This window comes from Pseudonocardia sp. ICBG601, assembly GCF_020496245.1.
Genome location: NZ_JAHLJA010000148.1, coordinates 606,034 through 620,887, shown reverse-complemented (window position 1 = coordinate 620,887; position 14,854 = coordinate 606,034). Strand labels below are relative to the sequence as shown.

Here is a 14,854-nt window from a genome sequence, read left to right as displayed (position 1 = left end):
GCGGGATGATTCGGACCGCCGGGCCGGCGTGGACACGGGAGCCCCCACGCCGGCTCGGCCCCATGCACTATGCGATACGGCCGTGCCCGAAGGTGTGACTGCTACCGCGTCGCGTCGCCCGTGTCCACCCCCTCCGACGTGGTAAAACACTGGTCGTCACGGTTCGGGCACGGTGTGAGAGGGGCGCGTGGTGACGCGGTTGGCGGGGGCGGTCATCGGCATGGCGGCGGGTGCGTTGGTGCTCGCGTATGTCGTGGTGGGCTGGCCCATCCTGGTGGTCGGAGGGCCGCTGCTGGTGGGGGTGGCCCTGACGGTCGGCATCCTGGTCCTCACCGAGCGCCCGCGGGCCGTGCTGGCGCAGCGCCGCGCGACCCAGGGCGGCACGTCCCCCTGGCAGGCCGCCGCCGGTACGCGTGACGAGCAGCCCGGCAGCGGGCTGATGAGCGGCTTCTTCGAGATGCCCGCGGCGCTGCCCGAGCAGCGGCCCGCCCCGTCGGACGCCCGCCCGGCCGGCACCCGGTAGCAGTACGTCACAATCGGCCGGTGCCGATCATCCTGCGTGCCGCCCGTGCCCTGACCCGGGCCCGCCCGTGCTGATCGGCATGCTCTTCGCGGTGTTCGCGATGCTCTGCAGCACCGTCGCCGCTATCCTCCAGGCCGACGCGGCCAACCAGGGCGGGCGCACCAGCGCCGTCCTGGCCCGCCCCCGGTTCATCGGCGGGATCGCGATGGACATCGTCACCTGGCTCTGCATGGTCGTCGCGCTGCAGTTCATCCCCATCTTCGCTGTGCAGGCGACACTCGCCGGGGCCATCGCGATGACCGCCCTGTACGCCCGCTACTTCCGCGGCGAGTGGCTGCGGCCGGTGCACCGGCTCGCCATCGGCGCCAGCATGCTCGGGCTCGCGTTCGTCGCCGGCAGCGCGGGGACCGAGCGCAAGCAGGCCCTGACCGGCCACGGCACGACCGTCGCCGTCCTGATCGCGGCGCTGGTCGTGATCATGGGTGTGACGCTGGCGATCACGAACTCGACCAAGCCGTGGCCGTCGGCGGTGCTCGCCGGGCTCGGGCTGGGCGGCGGCTCGGTCTGCATCCGCGCGATGCACGTGTCCGAGGGCGTCGACCTGGCCGGCCTGCTGCGCGAGCCGCTGGTCTACATCCTGGTCGGCATGGCGCTGACCGGCCTGTACAACTACGCCCGCGCGCTGCAGCTCGGCGACGTCTCCACGGTGACCGCGCTCTACATGGTCACCCAGGTCGTCGTGCCCGGGCTGGTCGGCATCACCCTGCTCGACGACACCGTCCGCCCCGGTCTGTGGTGGCTGCTGCTGCTCGGGCTGGCGCTCGTCGTCTACGGCACCTCCATCCTGGCGCGGCGCCGTCCGGAGAAGCGGACTCCCCCGCGGGTGGCCTAGTTTCGGGCCATGCCCTCCTTCGAGCGCCCCGGTGTGACCCTGCACTACGAGGAGCACGGCACGGGGTTCCCGGTGCTGCTGCTCGCCCCGGGCGGCATGAACTCGACGATCGCGGCCTGGGGCAACGCCCCCTGGGACCCGGTCGCCCACCTCGCTCAGCGGTACCGCGTCATCGCGATGGACCAGCGCAACGCCGGGTCCTCGGTCGCCGAGGTCCACGGCAGCGACGGCTGGGACACCTACACCGCCGACCAGCTCGCCCTGCTCGACCACCTCGGCGTCTCCGAGTGCGCGGTGCTCGGCATGTGCATCGGCGGCGCCTACATCGCGAACCTGCTGGTCACCGCCCCGCAACGCGTCCGGGCCGCGGTCGCGCTGCAGCCCATCGGCCGTGCCGACAACCAGCACCTGTTCGAGAAGAGCTTCGACAGCTGGCGCGCCGGGATCGAGGCCGACCACCCCGAGGTCCCCGACGACGACTGGGCCGCGTTCCGCACGAACATGTGGGGCGGCGGCGGGATGCTGTACTCCGTCCCCGACGAGGCGCTCGCCCACGTCGCGACGCCGTGGCTGGTGCTGATGGGGATCGACGCCTTCCACCCGGAGCCGGTGTCGCGCCGCCTCGCCGGGCTCGCGCCCGGCGCGGAGCTGGTCGAGCAGTGGAAGGTCGAGCCGCACGTCGACGACGGCCGCGCCGCCGTCGACCGGTTCCTCGCGGCCCACCTGGTCTGATTCCTCCACGACGCGCAGCGCCCGCCGCGGGCACCATGACCCCATGCCGAGCTGGGACGACGTGGTGCGGATCGGGTCCGGGCTGCCGGAGGTCGAGGAGTCGACCTGGTACCGGACGCCGTCGCTGAAGGTCCGTGGCAAGGGCTTCGCCCGGCTGCGCACCGAGGCCGAGGGCGGGCTGGTGCTGATGTGCTCGCTCGAGGAGAAGGAGGCGCTGCTCGCGTCGGGCGACCCGGCGTACTTCACGACCCCGCACTACGACGGCCACGGCTCCATCCTCGTCGACCTCGACCGGGTCGACGCGGGGCAGCTCGCGGAGCTCGTCGAGGAGGCGTGGCGGCGGAAGGCCCCGCCGTCGGTGGTGCGCCGGCGCGACGGTTGAGCCAGGATCGTCGTCGTGCGCTATGTGGTGATCGGGGCAGGGGCCGTCGGCGGGACGATCGCGGCGCGGCTGCACGCGGCGGGGCGGGAGGTCGTGGTCGTCGCCCGGGGCGCGCACCTCGACGTGATCCGCGAGCGCGGGCTGCGCCTGGACACCCCGGACGGGTCGACCACCCATCCGGTGGAGGCCGTGGGCACGGTCGGGGAGGCCCGACCCACCCCCGACGACGTCGCGATCCTCGCCGTCAAGTCGCAGGACACCCCGCCGCCGCTGGCCGCGCTGCTCAAGGCGGCCCCCGGGATCACCGTGGTGTGCGCGCAGAACGGCGTCGCCAACGAGCGGCTCGCCGCGCGCCGCACCGACCGGGTGCAGGCGATGCTGGTGATCCTGCCCGCCGAGCACTACGAGCCGGGGGTGGTCGCCGCGTCGTCGTCACCGGTCCCGGGCGTGCTCGACGTCGGCCGGTTCCCCTCTGGTGTCGACGCCACCACCGAGGCGATCGTCGCCGACCTCACCGCGGCCGGGTTCTCCTCCCGCGCCGACCCGGACGTGATGGCCGCGAAGTACGGCAAGCTGCTCACGAACCTGGCCAACGCCGTCGACGCGGTCTGCGGGCTCGACGACCCCGACGCGCCCCGCCTCGTCGAGGCCGTGACCGCGGAGGGCCGCGCCGTCCTGGACGCGGCCGGGATCACCGCCCGGACCGGCGACGACGACCGCGTCCGCCGGGAGGGCACCATCACCGAGCGGCCGGTCGCGGGCGCGACGCGGCGGGGCTCGTCATCGTGGCAGAGCCTGCAGCGCGGGACCGGCTCCATCGAGGCCCGCTACCTCAACGGCGAGATCGTGGCCCTGGGCGCGGCGCACCGGATCGCGACCCCGGTCAACACCGAGCTGATGCGGGTGGCCGAGGAGATGGCCGCGGCCGGGGAGCGGCCGGCGTCGCGGTCCGGTGCGGACCTGCTGTGACGGCCTACCCGCTCGACGTGGCGCGCCGGGCGTTCCTCGACGCGCTCGACGGGCTGTCGGCGTTGCTCGACCACGTCGACGACACCGGCCTGCACGCCCGCAGCCGCTGCCACGGCTGGCTCGCCGCGGACGTCCTCGCGCACCTGCACCTGGGTCTGGTCGAGATGCTCGCCGGGTTCCCCGCCCGCACCGACCGCCCCGCCGACGTCGACCTCGCGACCTACTGGACCGCGACGCCGCCCGGGTCCGGGGCGCCGGGCTGGGCGCACGAGCGCTTCGCCCGCGCCGTCGCGGCCGCATACGCCCGCCCGACCGGGCAGATCGTCCACGTCGCGATGACGCTGCGTGGCCTGCGCCGGCTCGTCGCGGACCTGGACGCGCCGTACCGGCTGGAGTTCCAGGGACACGTCCTCGACGTCGGGGACTTCGTCGGCACCTGGGTCGTCGAGGTCGTGGTGCACCACCTGGACATGACCGTCGCGCTGCCGGACGCACCGGCCCCGCCCGCGTCGGGGCTCGCGGTGGTGCGGGAGACGGTGACCCGGCTGGCCGGTCCCGACGTCGTCGCGGGGTGGGGGGACGACACCGCCCTCGCGCTCGCCGCCACCGGGCGGGAGCCGGGGATGACGCCCGTCCTGGGCTAGTAGGTGATGCTGACGGGCCCGTCCTGCAGCTGCGCGCGGGAGAACGGCACGCCGCCGGTCGCGCCGCTGCCCACGGCGATCCGGTAGAAGTCGTCCCGGGCGGCGACGTCGTCGATCGAGAACGAGAACGTGCACGTCGAGGAGTAGCCCGACCAGCTCGTCCCCGCGCCGGACGTCCCGTCGCCGAGGACGCCCGCGCCGACGATCTCGCCGTTCGCATCGGTGATCGTCACGGGTGTACCGCTGTCGAGCCAGCTGTAGAGCCCGGCCCCGTTGCACGCGCTGTGCGGCGGCAGGGTCGCGTAGGTGCTGGTCAGGGTCACGGCACCGGTCACGTCCATGGTGCGGTGCGCCCCCGCGGCCGCACCGAGCATCGCCACACCCAGCAGCGCCCCGACGACGCCCAGCACGACCCAGCCCCGGCGTGGCCCGGTCCCCGTCACGGGTCGTCCCGGGGGCACCGGGCCGAGCCCGGCGGGGACGTCCGGCGCGACCGGTCCCGCCCACGCCGGCGGCGGCTGCGGCACGCGCGGTAGCGGCCCACCCCACCACGGCTGCTCCGGCCCGGTGCTTCCCCGCTCGACGGTGCTGGTCATGTCCCCACGTCCCCCCGACGGCGGGCACCCGGTGCGCCCGCGACGCCCTCCTGTCGGGCCGGTGAGCTGCTCCGTTTCGCCCCGTCATCACAAGAGATGAAGTACGCCGTCCGGAGCAGGGCCACCGATAACGACAGGGTGGTGCGTGCGATGGGCAGGCAACACGGCCGGACTGGTCCGGCCGCCGTCGTCGGGGAGGGTCGTCATGGTGGAGCGGTGCCGGTGCGGGGCGGAGCTGCTGGGCTCGCTGCACTTCTGCGTGGGGTGCGGACGGCCGCGGGCGCAGGCCGTCGTCCCCCGGCCGCGGACCGGGGCGGTGCCGGTCGGCGCCGGGGCCCCGATGCCGCAGGGACGGACCGCCGTGCAGCACCCGTCGACGGCGCAGTACCGCCCCACCGACCGGTGCAGCCCCGCCGACCGGTACCGCCCCGCCGTGCCGGCGCCGGCCCCGTCGGCCTGGGCCGGCCCGCAGCCGACCGGCTACGCGCCGGGCTGGGACGCCCCGGCCGGATGGGGCCCGGTGGCGCCCGCCCCGTCGCGGACGCCGTGGGTCGTCGCGTCGCTGGTGCTGGTGACGCTGCTGCTGGCGGGGGCGGCGCTGCTCGTCCTGCGACCCGACCTGCTCCCCGGCACCGCGCCCACCGTGACCCCGGCGGCCGCGCCGGTGCCGGTGGTGGTCGCCCCGGCTGCGGCGCCGGTCGTGATCCCGCCGACCACCTACGTGCCGGGCTACAGCCCCTCGCCGACGACGTCGCTCACCGAGCAGGCCGCCGCCGACAGCCCGCGCGTGGCCGCGACGGCCGGCTACTGGGTCCCGCAGCTGTCCTCCAAGCGCGCCGGCACCAGCGACGGCGGCATCACCTACGACGAGCAGGGCATCCTCGACCACTACCGCGGCCTCGCCGCGCAGTACCCGGGCGCCGCGCTGCTCTGGTCCGGCGACTGGCCGGTCTTCCGCAACAGCGACTACTGGGTCGTGGTCGTCGCCCAGCCCTTCACCACCGCGGCCGGTGCGAACGCCTGGTGCGACGCCCAGGGCTTCGGCTCCGACGACTGCTTCGCCAAGAAGATCTCCTGGAGCGACGGCCCGCAGGGATCGACGGTGCACCGGTGAGCGCGCCGTACGGGCCGCGTCGGCGGACGCCGCTGCCGGACGTGTCCGTGCTGTTCCCGTGGCGGGCGTGGACCCGGCACCCGTGGTTCCGGTCGTGGACGACGTGGGTGTTCGTGGCGCTGATCGCGGTGCCGCCGCTGGCGACGACGCTGCCGACGTCCGGCTCCGACGACATCCTGCTGCCGTCGATCGTCTTCGCGTTCTACTTCGCCGCGGCCTGGTTCCTGGTGCTGTGGAAGGTCGTGGCGCCGGGCGGGGTGACGGGCCCGGTGCTCGCGCTCGTCGCCGGGATCGCGCTGGTCGTCGAGGCTCCGGTCGCGATGGCCCTCGAACGCGCCTTGGCGGCCGACACCGACACCCTGCTCGCCGGGATCGTGACCGTGGCCGTGCCGGAGGAGCTCGCGAAGCTGCTGCCGGTCGCGGCGCTCGCCCTCGTCCACCGACGGGCGTGGCACTCGCTCTCGCCGCGGGACTTCCTGTTCCTGGGCGCGACCTGCGGCCTGGTGTTCGGCGCCGTCGAGGCCGTCAAGTACGCGAACGACTACATGGTCATCGACGACGCGCGGTCGGGGCTGACGCTCGCGTGGCGCCTGCTGACCGGCCCGATCGTCCACGCCTGCTGGGCGGGGCTGTCCGCCTACTTCCTCGGGCTCGCGTCGCGCTACCGCGACGCCGGACCGTGGCTCGCCCTGGCCGGTCTCGGGATCGGGCTCCCCGCGCTGCTGCACGGGCTGAACAACCGGGTCGCCGGGGAGTACGGCGTCGCCTGGGCGGCGGTGGAGGGGCTCAGTGCGCTGCTGTTCCTCGGCTACGCCCGGATCGGGCTGGTCGCGGCCATGCCGCCGCGGGTCACGACCGGGACCCCGTGGGCCGTCGGGCACCCGCCGTCCCCGGTCGCGGCTCCGTGGCCCGCGGGGCACCCGCCGTCCCCGGTCGCCGATTCGGCCCGCCCGGCCCCTGCTCCGTGGTCGCCGCCGATCCGACCCGGCACCCCGCCGCCGTCGGCCCCGTCCGGCCGGGTCCCCGACCTCCCGACGACCCGGCTGCCCGTCGTCGGACGCCCGTGACCGGAATCCACTCGGCCCCGCCCGCGTGCGCGCCTACCGTTGGCCCATGACCTCCGACGCGCACGGCACCGAGATCCGTACCCTCGCCGAGCTGCAGGAGATCACCGGGCAGCCCATCGCGCCCGCGCTGGCGAAGGAACGCGACCACCTCGTGGACGTGCACCGCGCCTGGCTGGCGGCGTCCCGGTTCCTGCTCCTGGCGACGTCGGGCCGCGACGGCACCTGCGACGTCTCGCCGAAGGGTGACCCGGCCGGGTTCGTGCACGTCGTCGACGACCGCACGGTCGCGATCCCCGAGCGTCCCGGCAACGGCCGCGTCGACGGCTGGCGCAACGTCCTGGAGAACCCGCACGTCGGCGTGATCCTGCTGGTGCCGGGGCGCAACGACACGCTGCGCATCAACGGCCGGGCCCGGCTCGTCCGGGATGCGCCGTACTTCGACGAGCTCGTCGTGAAGGGCCGCCGGCCGCTGCTCGCCTGCGAGGTCGCGATCGACCAGGTCTACTTCCACTGCCCCAAGGCGTTCCTGCGCTCCGAGCTGTGGGCGACGACGAGCTGGCCCGCGCCGGGCGCGCTGCCCTCCACCGCGCAGCTCGCCAAGCGGCTCGCCCGTCCCGACGAGCCACTGGAGAAGATCGAGGAGTACTACGGTGCCGGCTACGCGGCCCGGCTCTACTGAGGGTCGCGCAGGTTACATCGAAACCGCAGGTCAGACCCTGCACAATCGGGAGACGTGACACCCCCCGTCCCGCCGCTGCGGCGATCCCTGCGCGCCCTGCTGTCCGCCGTCCTCACCGCGCTCGCGATCCCGGTCGTGCTCGCGGCGGGTGCCGCGCTGCCGCCGGCCGCGGTGGTCGTGGGGATCGTGCTGGCGGTGGTCGTCGCCGGGGTGGCCCGCACGCTGTCCTGGGTGGCCGGGGAGCCGGTCGGCGAGCGGGCGACGGCGCTGGCCGTGGCCAGCGGCCTCGGGGCGGGGACCGCGGCGATCGCGCTGGGCGTGGTCGCGGTGTTCGCCGGTCCCGCGGTGCTGGTGCTCGTCCCACTGCTCACCGGGGCCGGGGTCGCGACCTGGTGGGTCGCCCGCCGGGACGTGCCGCCCGCGCTCTGACTCCATGATCACCGGTTGTGGAGTCCGGAGTGCACTCCACGGCCCTCTGCGCTCCACAACCGGTGATCATGAGGCCGCACGGCGACCGCCATGCGCCACTGGTCGCGGGCCGGCGTCGCACGGGAATGGCGCGAGGCACCGTTCCCCGGGAACGACGAAGGCCCAGGCTCGGCGGGAAACCTGCCGCCGACCTGGGCCTTCGTGTGTGGAGCGGATGACGGGAATCGAACCCGCGTATTCAGCTTGGGAAGCTGATGTTCTACCATTGAACTACATCCGCATGGCGTGAGATCACCCTAGCACCACGATCCGCGTACCTGTCACGGACCTCCCCTGCCCGGTCGTCGCACGATCCGACCACCGGGCGCGCGTGTCTCGACCCGGCCGCCCGCTCCGCGCACACTCGTCACCGTCGGTCAGACCTCGGCCGGAAGGCGACTGCGATGACGGTGTTCGACCCGACGTCGGGCGACGTGTCCGGGTTCCCCCCGGACCACGAGCACGACGTCCTGCTCATCGCCGGCAGCCGTCCCGAGGTCGCCCGGCTCGCCCCGGTCGCCGGGGCCGTCGCGGCGGCGGACCGCATCCGCGGGATCACCGTCGCCACCGGGCCGGACCCGATGGCCGTCCACGAGGCGTTCGAGGCCCTCGGTGTCCCCACCGACATCACGATCCTGCTGCCGCTGGAGACCGGGCCCGGCATGGCCGACGTCGCCGCGGCGCTGTTCACCCGGCTCGACCAGCTGCTCGTCGACCAGGACCCGTCCGCGGTGCTGGTGCACGGCGGTGGGCTGGCGGCCGAGGTCGCGGCGACGGTCGCGTTCTGGCGACGGATCCCGATCGTGCACATGCAGGCCGGGATGGGTACCGACGACCTGCTGTGCCCGTTCCCGCAGGAGGCGCACCGGCGGGTCATCGGCCAGCTCGCGTCGCTGTTCCTCACCACGAGCGGGTCCGCGCTGGGCAGCCCGCTCGGCCCGAACGTGCTGACGATCGGCGACACGATCAACTCACTGCCCGGTCCGCAGCACCAGGGCTGTGTCGACGCGCTGGAGCGGATGCACGACCAGCACCGCAGGCTGATCGTCGTCGACCTGGCGAGGGCCTCGTCGTCGCCGGTGCTGCGCGGGATCGCGGACCTGCTGGAGCGGTACCCGCGGATCGAGATCGTGCTGTTCGGCGCGCTCGCCGCCGGGGAGACGGCACAGTCGCTCGGGACCCACCCGCGGGTGACGGTCGTGGCCGAGCCGGCGCTGCCCGACCAGCTGGCCGTGCTCACCGCGGCGACCGTCCTGGTGAGCGACGACCACGAGCTCGTCGTCGACGCACCCGGTCTCGGCACCCTCGCGGTCCTGGTCGACGGGCCGAACGTGCCGCAGCCCGGCGACTCGATCCGCAGCATCGCCGCGCACGACGCGGCCGCCGCCGTCGCGCAGGTGCTCGACGGCGACCACGGGCGCCGCGCCGCCGCGTCGGACGGTTTCGAGGCCGCCCGCGCCGAGCAGGCCGTCGCCTGGATGTTCGGGCTGACCCGCTCGCCGCAGCTGCCCGACGACCTCGTCGGCGGTGGCCGGCACAGCCCGGGCGAGGTGGAGTCGGACTCCGAGGAGTCCTCCGAGGCGTGACCGCGGGCCCTGGATAGGGTGTCGGCGTGCTGCTCTCCGACGGTGACCTGCGCAAGGACATCGAGTCCGGCCGGCTCGTGCTCGACCCGTGGGACGTCGAGATGCTCCAGCCGTCCAGTGTCGACGTCCGGCTGGACCGGTACTTCCGCGTCTTCCAGAACTCGCGCTACACCCACATCGACCCCGCCCAGCAGCAGGACGAGCTGACGACCCCGGTGGAGACGCCGGACGGCGAGTCGTTCGTGCTGCACCCCGGCGAGTTCGTGCTGGGCTCCACGTTCGAGCGCGTCGGGTTGCCCGACGACCTGGCCGGACGGCTGGAGGGCAAGAGCTCGCTCGGCCGTCTGGGTCTGCTGACCCACTCCACCGCCGGGTTCATCGACCCGGGCTTCACCGGCCACATCACCCTCGAGCTGTCCAACGTGGCGAACCTGCCGATCACGCTGTGGCCCGGGATGAAGATCGGGCAGCTGTGCCTGTTCCGGCTGTCCAGCCCGGCCGAACGGCCCTACGGCACCGAGGGCGTGGGGTCGCGCTACCAGGGGCAGCGGGGTCCGACGCCGTCGCGCGCGTTCCGCAACTTCCACCGCACCGACACCCGGCGGGCCTGAGCTCGTCGCCCCGCCGGGGGTGACGGCGTCGCTACCCTGGGCGGTGATGGACGCCGACCGCAGCTCCCCGGACCCGTGGGCCACCGGCCGCCGCCGGAGCGGCCGGCCCGACCGCGGCGTCCGCCGCGCCAGTCCGCCCCGGCAGGACGACGCCGGACCCGACGCGACCGGCGCCGCCGCCCGCGCCGACACGCCCGGACCCGACACAGCCGGACTCGACACGGCCGGGCGTGGCGCCGCCGGTGAGAGGGCCGCCGGGGAGAGCACGACCGGTGAGAGCCCGGCCCGCTCCGGGACCGACACCCCACCACCCCCCGGCACCGAGCTCGTCGTGTCCCCCGTGGCGCCCCCGGAGCCGGAGCCCGATCCCGGTTCGCGCGCCCTCACCCGCCGGCCCGCACCCGCCCCCGCGGACCCGCCACCGGCGGACCGCGGGACGGAGGACCGGGACCCCTGGGCCCCGTGGCGCCGCCTGCGCCCCCGCACCGTCCGCGGCGCCACCGCGCTCGGTCTCGCGGGCGCCGCGGTCCTGCTGCTGCCCTTCCTCGACGACCCGGGCCGCTGGTGGGTCCCGGTCGGCCTCGGGTTCGGCACCCTGGTGCTGCTGGCCCTGCTGCGGCTGGACCGGCTGCTGCAGGGGTGGGCACCGCACGTCGCCGGGGTCGTGCTCGTCGCTGCCCTGGTGAACGGGACGCGGGAGAACCCGTGGGCGTGGGCACTGGCCCTGTCGGTGGGGGTGATCGTCGCCGGGGCGCTGCTGCTGCCGCGCTGGACGGTGCTCGCCGCCGGCGTGGTGCTGCTGGTGGTGTCCGGGGTCGGCTACTCGTTCCGCTCGGCCGAGATCCGGCAGGACCAGGCCCGTGTCGACGCGCAGGCCGGCGCACAGTTCCGTACCGACCTCGGCGTCGCCCGCCCGCAGCTCGCGCTCGTCTCGCTGGACACCGGGGTCGCCTCGCCGAACCCGGCCCGGGTCTGCCGCCTCGTCCAGCCCGCCGCGCTCGACCAGCTCCGCGCCGCGACGGGTGCGGCGGGCTGCGAGGACGCCGTCGCCGTCCTGCACGGGCGGATGCCCGCCGGGGCACAGGTCACCGTCCCGGACCGGCGTCCGGACCCGGAGGTGGCGGTCGGCGCCACCACCGCCGTCGACGCCTGCGGCTCGGCGTGGGGCGCGGCCGCACCGCAGCTCGGCCGCGTCGTCCTTACCCGCACCACCACGACGACGTTCCAGGTCAGCTCCTTCACCCCCTGCTGACCCCGCACACGACGACGGCCGGGCACCCCCTGCGGGGTACCCGGCCGTCGTCGGTGGTGGGTCAGTTCTCGTTCGAGCGCTCCGGTGTCGCCTCCTCCGGCGACGACCCGTTGCTCGACCCGTTCGCCGCTCCATTCCCCGACGACGCCGGGGTCCCGGTGCTCGACGCACCGTCCGAACCGGCCGGGGTCGGGTCCTGCTTCGCGGCCTCGTCGGCCACCTCGGCGGCCGGGGTGGCGGTCCCCGGGGCGTCGGTGGTCGGCGCGCTCTGGCCCTCGGTCTCGGGCTGCGGCTCCGGCGCGGTGTCGGCAGGGGCGTCGCCCCGCTTCACCGCGGCGAGCAGCATCTGCGAGACGTCCTGGACCTGCACGGCCTCACCGGCGGTCTGGTTCACACCGTCGGTCATCATCGTGCGGCAGAACGGGCAGCCGACCGCCAGCGTGCCGGACGGCTCCGAGCCGCCACCGGCCTTCGTGAGGGTCTCGGCGGCCTCCTCGGCGCGGGTGAAGTTGATGCGCTTGCCGATGCGCTCCTCCATCCACATCCGGGCGCCACCGGCACCGCAGCACATCGACCGGTCGCCGTGGCGCGGCATCTCGGTCAGCGTGGTCGTCCCGGCCGCACCGGTCGCGTTGATCAGCGCGCGGGGCTCCTCGTAGACCTCGTTGTGCCGCCCGAGGTAGCAGGGGTCGTGGTAGGTGACCGGGCCGGTCTCCTCGCCCGCCGGGGCGGACACGGGGACCAGCTTCTTGTCCCGCACCAGCTTGTTGAGCAGCTGGGTGTGGTGCACGACCTCGTAGTGCCCGTCGAGCTGGGGGTACTCCCGGCCCAGGGTGTTGAGGCAGTGCGGGCAGGTCGTCACGATCTTGCGGGTGCCCGTCTCGCGGCCCTCGAAGACCGTGTTCAGGGTCTCGACGTTCTGCTGGGCGAGCATCTGGAACACGAACTCGTTGCCCGAGCGGCGCGCCGGGTCACCGGTGCAGGTCTCGCCCGAGCCGAGGACGGCGAAGTTCACCCCGGCGCGGTGCAGCAGCTCCGCGGTGGCCCGGATGGTCTTCTTCTGGCCGTCGTCGAACGCGCCGGCGCAGCCGACCCAGAACAGGTACTCGGTCTCGGCGTCCAGCTCGCCCTCGACGACCGGGACCTCGAAGTCGAGGCCCTTGGTCCACTCGAGGCGGTCCTTGGCGTTCTGGCCCCAGGGGTTGCCCTTGTTCTCCAGGTTCTTGAACAGCGAGTTGAGCTCGGTGGGGAACTCGGTCTCGATGAGGACCTGGTAGCGGCGCATGTCGATGATGTGGTCGACGTGCTCGATGTCGACCGGGCACTGCTCGACGCAGGCGCCGCAGGTGGTGCAGGACCACAGGATGTCGGGGTCGATGACGCCCAGGACGTCCTCGCCGCCGACCAGCGGACGGCCCGCGGCCTCCAGCGCGTCGACCGGGATGGCCTTGAGCCGCTCCTCGGCGCCCTCGCCGGTGATGCCGACCTCGTCGCCCGCCATGTCGCGGCTGCCGCCGGCGAGCAGGTAGGGGGCCTTCTCGTAGGCGTGGTCGCGCAGGGCGTTGACCAGCAGCTTCGGCGACAGCGGCTTCTCGGTGTTCCACGCGGGGCACTGCGACTGGCAGCGGCCGCACTCGGTGCAGGTGGTGAAGTCGAGCAGGCCCTTCCAGGTGAAGTCCTCGACCTTGCCGACGCCGAAGGTGTCGGTGTCGGGGTCGGCCTCCTCCAGGTCCAGCGGCTTGCCGTTCGACATCATCGGCCGGGTCGCGCCGAGGGCCTTGTAGCCGTCGTCGTTGCGCTTGAAGTAGATGTTCGGGAACGCGGTGAACCGGTGCCAGGCCACTCCCATCGTGGGCTTAGCGGCGATCACGATCAGCCAGATCATCGCGGACAGGACCTTGACCGCGGCGAACACCGAGACCAGCGCCGGGGACGCGGGCAGGACCGCGGACAGGGCGTAGGAGACCGGGGCGGACCAGACCGGCACGTCGAACGCGCCCATCGAGATCTTCGCGGCCCGCACGACCAGGATGCCCAGGCCCTCGAGGAACACGACGCCCTCGACGAAGTACGCGCGGCCCATGTTGGAGCCGTAGAACCGCGACATCCTGCCCTGGGAGCGCGGGTTGTTCAGCTGGCGGATCACGATCAGCGCGCCGATGCCGACGACGGTCGCGACGCCGAGGATCTCGACGTAGAGGGAGTAGACCGACCACTCGCCGATGATCGGCAGGTGGAAGGTGGGGCTCCAGACCTCCACGAAGGCCTCGGCCAGCGCCAGGATCAGACCCAGGAAGCCGACCATCACCAGCCAGTGGAGGATGCCGACCTTGGTCCACTTGAGCATCCTGGTGTGACCCAGGGTCTCCTTGAGCATCGTCGCGAACCGCGGCCCGAACGGGCCGTTGCGCGTCGGGTCGGACTCACCGAGCCGGATGATCTTCACCATCCGGGTCACGGTCATCGCGACGAGGGCCACGGCGACGATCGCCGACAGCACGGTGACGATGCCGAGCGTGTACTGCACCCAGGTCATCTGGAGGAACCTCCCTGTAGAACACCCAGCGGTCCCTGCCGGAGCGTGGTGCTGCCGTGACGGAACGGGACGGGAATCGATGAACCGGTCCGGTGGGGCACCGGGGCTGCGGCGGAGCGCGCGCGTCCACGGGCGCACGGCGTACCGTGCCGCCGGGACGGGGCGGGCCTCTCCATCGCAGTGCCTCCTCGGACCTCGCCGCCGCGCTGGTGTGGTGGGGCGCGACGACGGTCGGGCGAAGGGTAGTGCGCCCGGCCGAGGGTTGCCCGACCTCACCAGGGGTCGGCCGCGCGTGTTACCGAACAGTAGCCAAGGCCGACCATGACATCCCGGGTCAGGGTCGGGATGTCGGGGAGACACGAGTCACGCCCGATCGACGCTGGTCCGACCGTGTCGACCCGATCGCGCAGCGTGGCGCACCCGTGGGCCGGGTGGCTCAGCCCCTAGGATCCCGGACGGGTCTCGTGGTCTACTCGCCTGCGGGAGCGACCGGGACAAGCGGACTGCCGCAAGGAGGAGCTGTGAAGACCTCGTACGAGGCGATCCAGCTGGTACTCGCCCAGGGCGGACAGCTGACCACGGTCAACCTCCGCGACTGGATCACGAACAACATCGTGCCGCTGATCCTGCTCGCGATCGCCGTCATCCTGCTGTGGATCGGTGGTCGCGGTGACAACGCCGGCGTGGCCCGGCGCAGCATCGGGCTGCTGGTGGGTCTGATCGCACTGGGCATCGCCGTGACCGGCAGCGGTCCGGCCATCGGACAGGCGCTGGCCAACCTGCTCGTGACCCCGGGCTGATCC

16 protein-coding genes and 1 tRNA gene are annotated in these 14,854 nt (G+C 73.9%); 14 read left to right on the top strand and 3 right to left on the bottom strand.

Translation table 11 applies throughout. The features are described from left to right. The first annotated feature begins 187 nt into the window (after positions 1-187). The 6 genes from KPL57_RS32120 (at position 188) to KPL57_RS32095 (ending at position 4,142) form a co-directional block, all read left to right on the top strand. Complete coding sequence (locus tag KPL57_RS32120) at positions 188-523, top strand: hypothetical protein (RefSeq protein WP_226354387.1); 336 nt, start codon at positions 188-190, stop codon at positions 521-523. A 79-nt stretch (positions 524-602) separates the two neighbouring features. After that, on the top strand, positions 603-1,415 hold the full coding sequence (locus KPL57_RS32115; RefSeq protein WP_226354386.1) for a DMT family transporter: 813 nt from the start codon (positions 603-605) through the stop codon (positions 1,413-1,415). A gap of 9 nt (positions 1,416-1,424) precedes the next feature. Beyond that, positions 1,425-2,147, top strand: coding sequence for an alpha/beta fold hydrolase (locus tag KPL57_RS32110; protein ID WP_226354385.1), 723 nt, complete (start codon positions 1,425-1,427; stop codon positions 2,145-2,147). A 43-nt stretch (positions 2,148-2,190) separates the two neighbouring features. Then, the gene (locus tag KPL57_RS32105; RefSeq protein WP_226354384.1) at positions 2,191-2,529 is read left to right on the top strand and encodes an MmcQ/YjbR family DNA-binding protein; all 339 of its coding nucleotides are present in this window, start codon (positions 2,191-2,193) and stop codon (positions 2,527-2,529) included. 15 nt (positions 2,530-2,544) lie between these two features. After that, entirely contained in the window at positions 2,545-3,498 is a 954-nt protein-coding gene (locus KPL57_RS32100; RefSeq protein ID WP_226354383.1) for a ketopantoate reductase family protein, read from the top strand. Continuing rightward, positions 3,495-4,142 (top strand): maleylpyruvate isomerase N-terminal domain-containing protein, encoded by a 648-nt coding sequence (locus tag KPL57_RS32095; RefSeq protein WP_226354382.1) that lies wholly within the window; start codon positions 3,495-3,497, stop codon positions 4,140-4,142. The genes KPL57_RS32100 and KPL57_RS32095 overlap by 4 nt, the downstream gene beginning before the upstream one ends. Here KPL57_RS32095 and KPL57_RS32090 read toward each other — a convergent pair. Continuing rightward, complete coding sequence (locus KPL57_RS32090) at positions 4,139-4,738, bottom strand: hypothetical protein (RefSeq protein ID WP_226354381.1); 600 nt, start codon at positions 4,736-4,738, stop codon at positions 4,139-4,141. The two genes, KPL57_RS32095 and KPL57_RS32090, sit on opposite strands and share 4 nt — an antisense overlap. 205 nt (positions 4,739-4,943) lie before the next feature. On the opposite strand from KPL57_RS32090, the gene KPL57_RS32085 reads away from it, so the two are divergent. The 4 genes from KPL57_RS32085 to KPL57_RS32070 are packed head-to-tail and all read left to right on the top strand — an operon-like array spanning position 4,944 to position 8,027. Beyond that, on the top strand, positions 4,944-5,852 hold the full coding sequence (locus KPL57_RS32085) for a hypothetical protein (protein WP_226354380.1): 909 nt from the start codon (positions 4,944-4,946) through the stop codon (positions 5,850-5,852). Next, positions 5,849-6,919 (top strand): PrsW family glutamic-type intramembrane protease, encoded by a 1,071-nt coding sequence (locus tag KPL57_RS32080; protein ID WP_226354379.1) that lies wholly within the window; start codon positions 5,849-5,851, stop codon positions 6,917-6,919. Before KPL57_RS32085 ends, KPL57_RS32080 begins: the two co-directional genes overlap by 4 nt. Before the next feature lie 46 nt (positions 6,920-6,965). Further along, positions 6,966-7,598, top strand: a complete 633-nt coding sequence (locus tag KPL57_RS32075; protein WP_226354378.1) for a pyridoxamine 5'-phosphate oxidase family protein — start codon at positions 6,966-6,968, stop codon at positions 7,596-7,598. 54 nt (positions 7,599-7,652) lie between these two features. Then, on the top strand, positions 7,653-8,027 hold the full coding sequence (locus KPL57_RS32070; RefSeq protein ID WP_226354377.1) for a hypothetical protein: 375 nt from the start codon (positions 7,653-7,655) through the stop codon (positions 8,025-8,027). Positions 8,028-8,233: 206 nt separating this feature from the next. On the opposite strand, the gene KPL57_RS32065 is transcribed toward KPL57_RS32070, so the two are convergent. Beyond that, positions 8,234-8,307: transfer RNA gene (locus KPL57_RS32065), tRNA-Gly, on the bottom strand. A gap of 163 nt (positions 8,308-8,470) precedes the next feature. On the opposite strand from KPL57_RS32065, the gene KPL57_RS32060 reads away from it, so the two are divergent. Genes KPL57_RS32060 through KPL57_RS32050 form a run of 3 tightly spaced genes read left to right on the top strand, consistent with a single transcriptional unit; the run spans position 8,471 to position 11,515 of the window. Further along, entirely contained in the window at positions 8,471-9,652 is a 1,182-nt protein-coding gene (locus KPL57_RS32060; protein WP_226354376.1) for a UDP-N-acetylglucosamine 2-epimerase, read from the top strand. A 26-nt stretch (positions 9,653-9,678) separates the two neighbouring features. Next, a complete protein-coding gene (dcd, locus tag KPL57_RS32055; RefSeq protein ID WP_062398841.1) occupies positions 9,679-10,263 on the top strand; it encodes a dCTP deaminase in 585 nt (194 codons plus the stop codon). Between the two features lie 46 nt (positions 10,264-10,309). Beyond that, positions 10,310-11,515, top strand: coding sequence for a hypothetical protein (locus KPL57_RS32050; RefSeq protein ID WP_226354375.1), 1,206 nt, complete (start codon positions 10,310-10,312; stop codon positions 11,513-11,515). 61 nt (positions 11,516-11,576) lie between these two features. Here KPL57_RS32050 and KPL57_RS32045 read toward each other — a convergent pair whose 3' ends face one another. Further along, a complete protein-coding gene (locus KPL57_RS32045) occupies positions 11,577-14,051 on the bottom strand; it encodes a heterodisulfide reductase-related iron-sulfur binding cluster (RefSeq protein ID WP_226354374.1) in 2,475 nt (824 codons plus the stop codon). A 521-nt stretch (positions 14,052-14,572) separates the two neighbouring features. On the opposite strand from KPL57_RS32045, the gene KPL57_RS32040 reads away from it, so the two are divergent. Continuing rightward, positions 14,573-14,851 (top strand): hypothetical protein, encoded by a 279-nt coding sequence (locus tag KPL57_RS32040; protein WP_020622502.1) that lies wholly within the window; start codon positions 14,573-14,575, stop codon positions 14,849-14,851. Positions 14,852-14,854: the final 3 nt, after the last annotated feature.

Bases quoted from the DNA above. Each gene is read 5' to 3' on its own strand.
- KPL57_RS32085 (WP_226354380.1), top strand. From the start codon at position 4,944: ATGGTGGAGCGGTGCCGGTGCGGGGCGGAGCTGCTGGGCTCGCTGCAC.
- KPL57_RS32060 (WP_226354376.1), top strand. From the start codon at position 8,471: ATGACGGTGTTCGACCCGACGTCGGGCGACGTGTCCGGGTTCCCCCCG.
- KPL57_RS32115 (WP_226354386.1), top strand. From the start codon at position 603: ATGCTCTTCGCGGTGTTCGCGATGCTCTGCAGCACCGTCGCCGCTATC.
- KPL57_RS32075 (WP_226354378.1), top strand. From the start codon at position 6,966: ATGACCTCCGACGCGCACGGCACCGAGATCCGTACCCTCGCCGAGCTG.
- KPL57_RS32045 (WP_226354374.1), bottom strand. From the start codon at position 14,051: ATGACCTGGGTGCAGTACACGCTCGGCATCGTCACCGTGCTGTCGGCG.
- KPL57_RS32090 (WP_226354381.1), bottom strand. From the start codon at position 4,738: ATGACCAGCACCGTCGAGCGGGGAAGCACCGGGCCGGAGCAGCCGTGG.
- KPL57_RS32050 (WP_226354375.1), top strand. From the start codon at position 10,310: ATGGACGCCGACCGCAGCTCCCCGGACCCGTGGGCCACCGGCCGCCGC.
- KPL57_RS32110 (WP_226354385.1), top strand. From the start codon at position 1,425: ATGCCCTCCTTCGAGCGCCCCGGTGTGACCCTGCACTACGAGGAGCAC.
- KPL57_RS32105 (WP_226354384.1), top strand. From the start codon at position 2,191: ATGCCGAGCTGGGACGACGTGGTGCGGATCGGGTCCGGGCTGCCGGAG.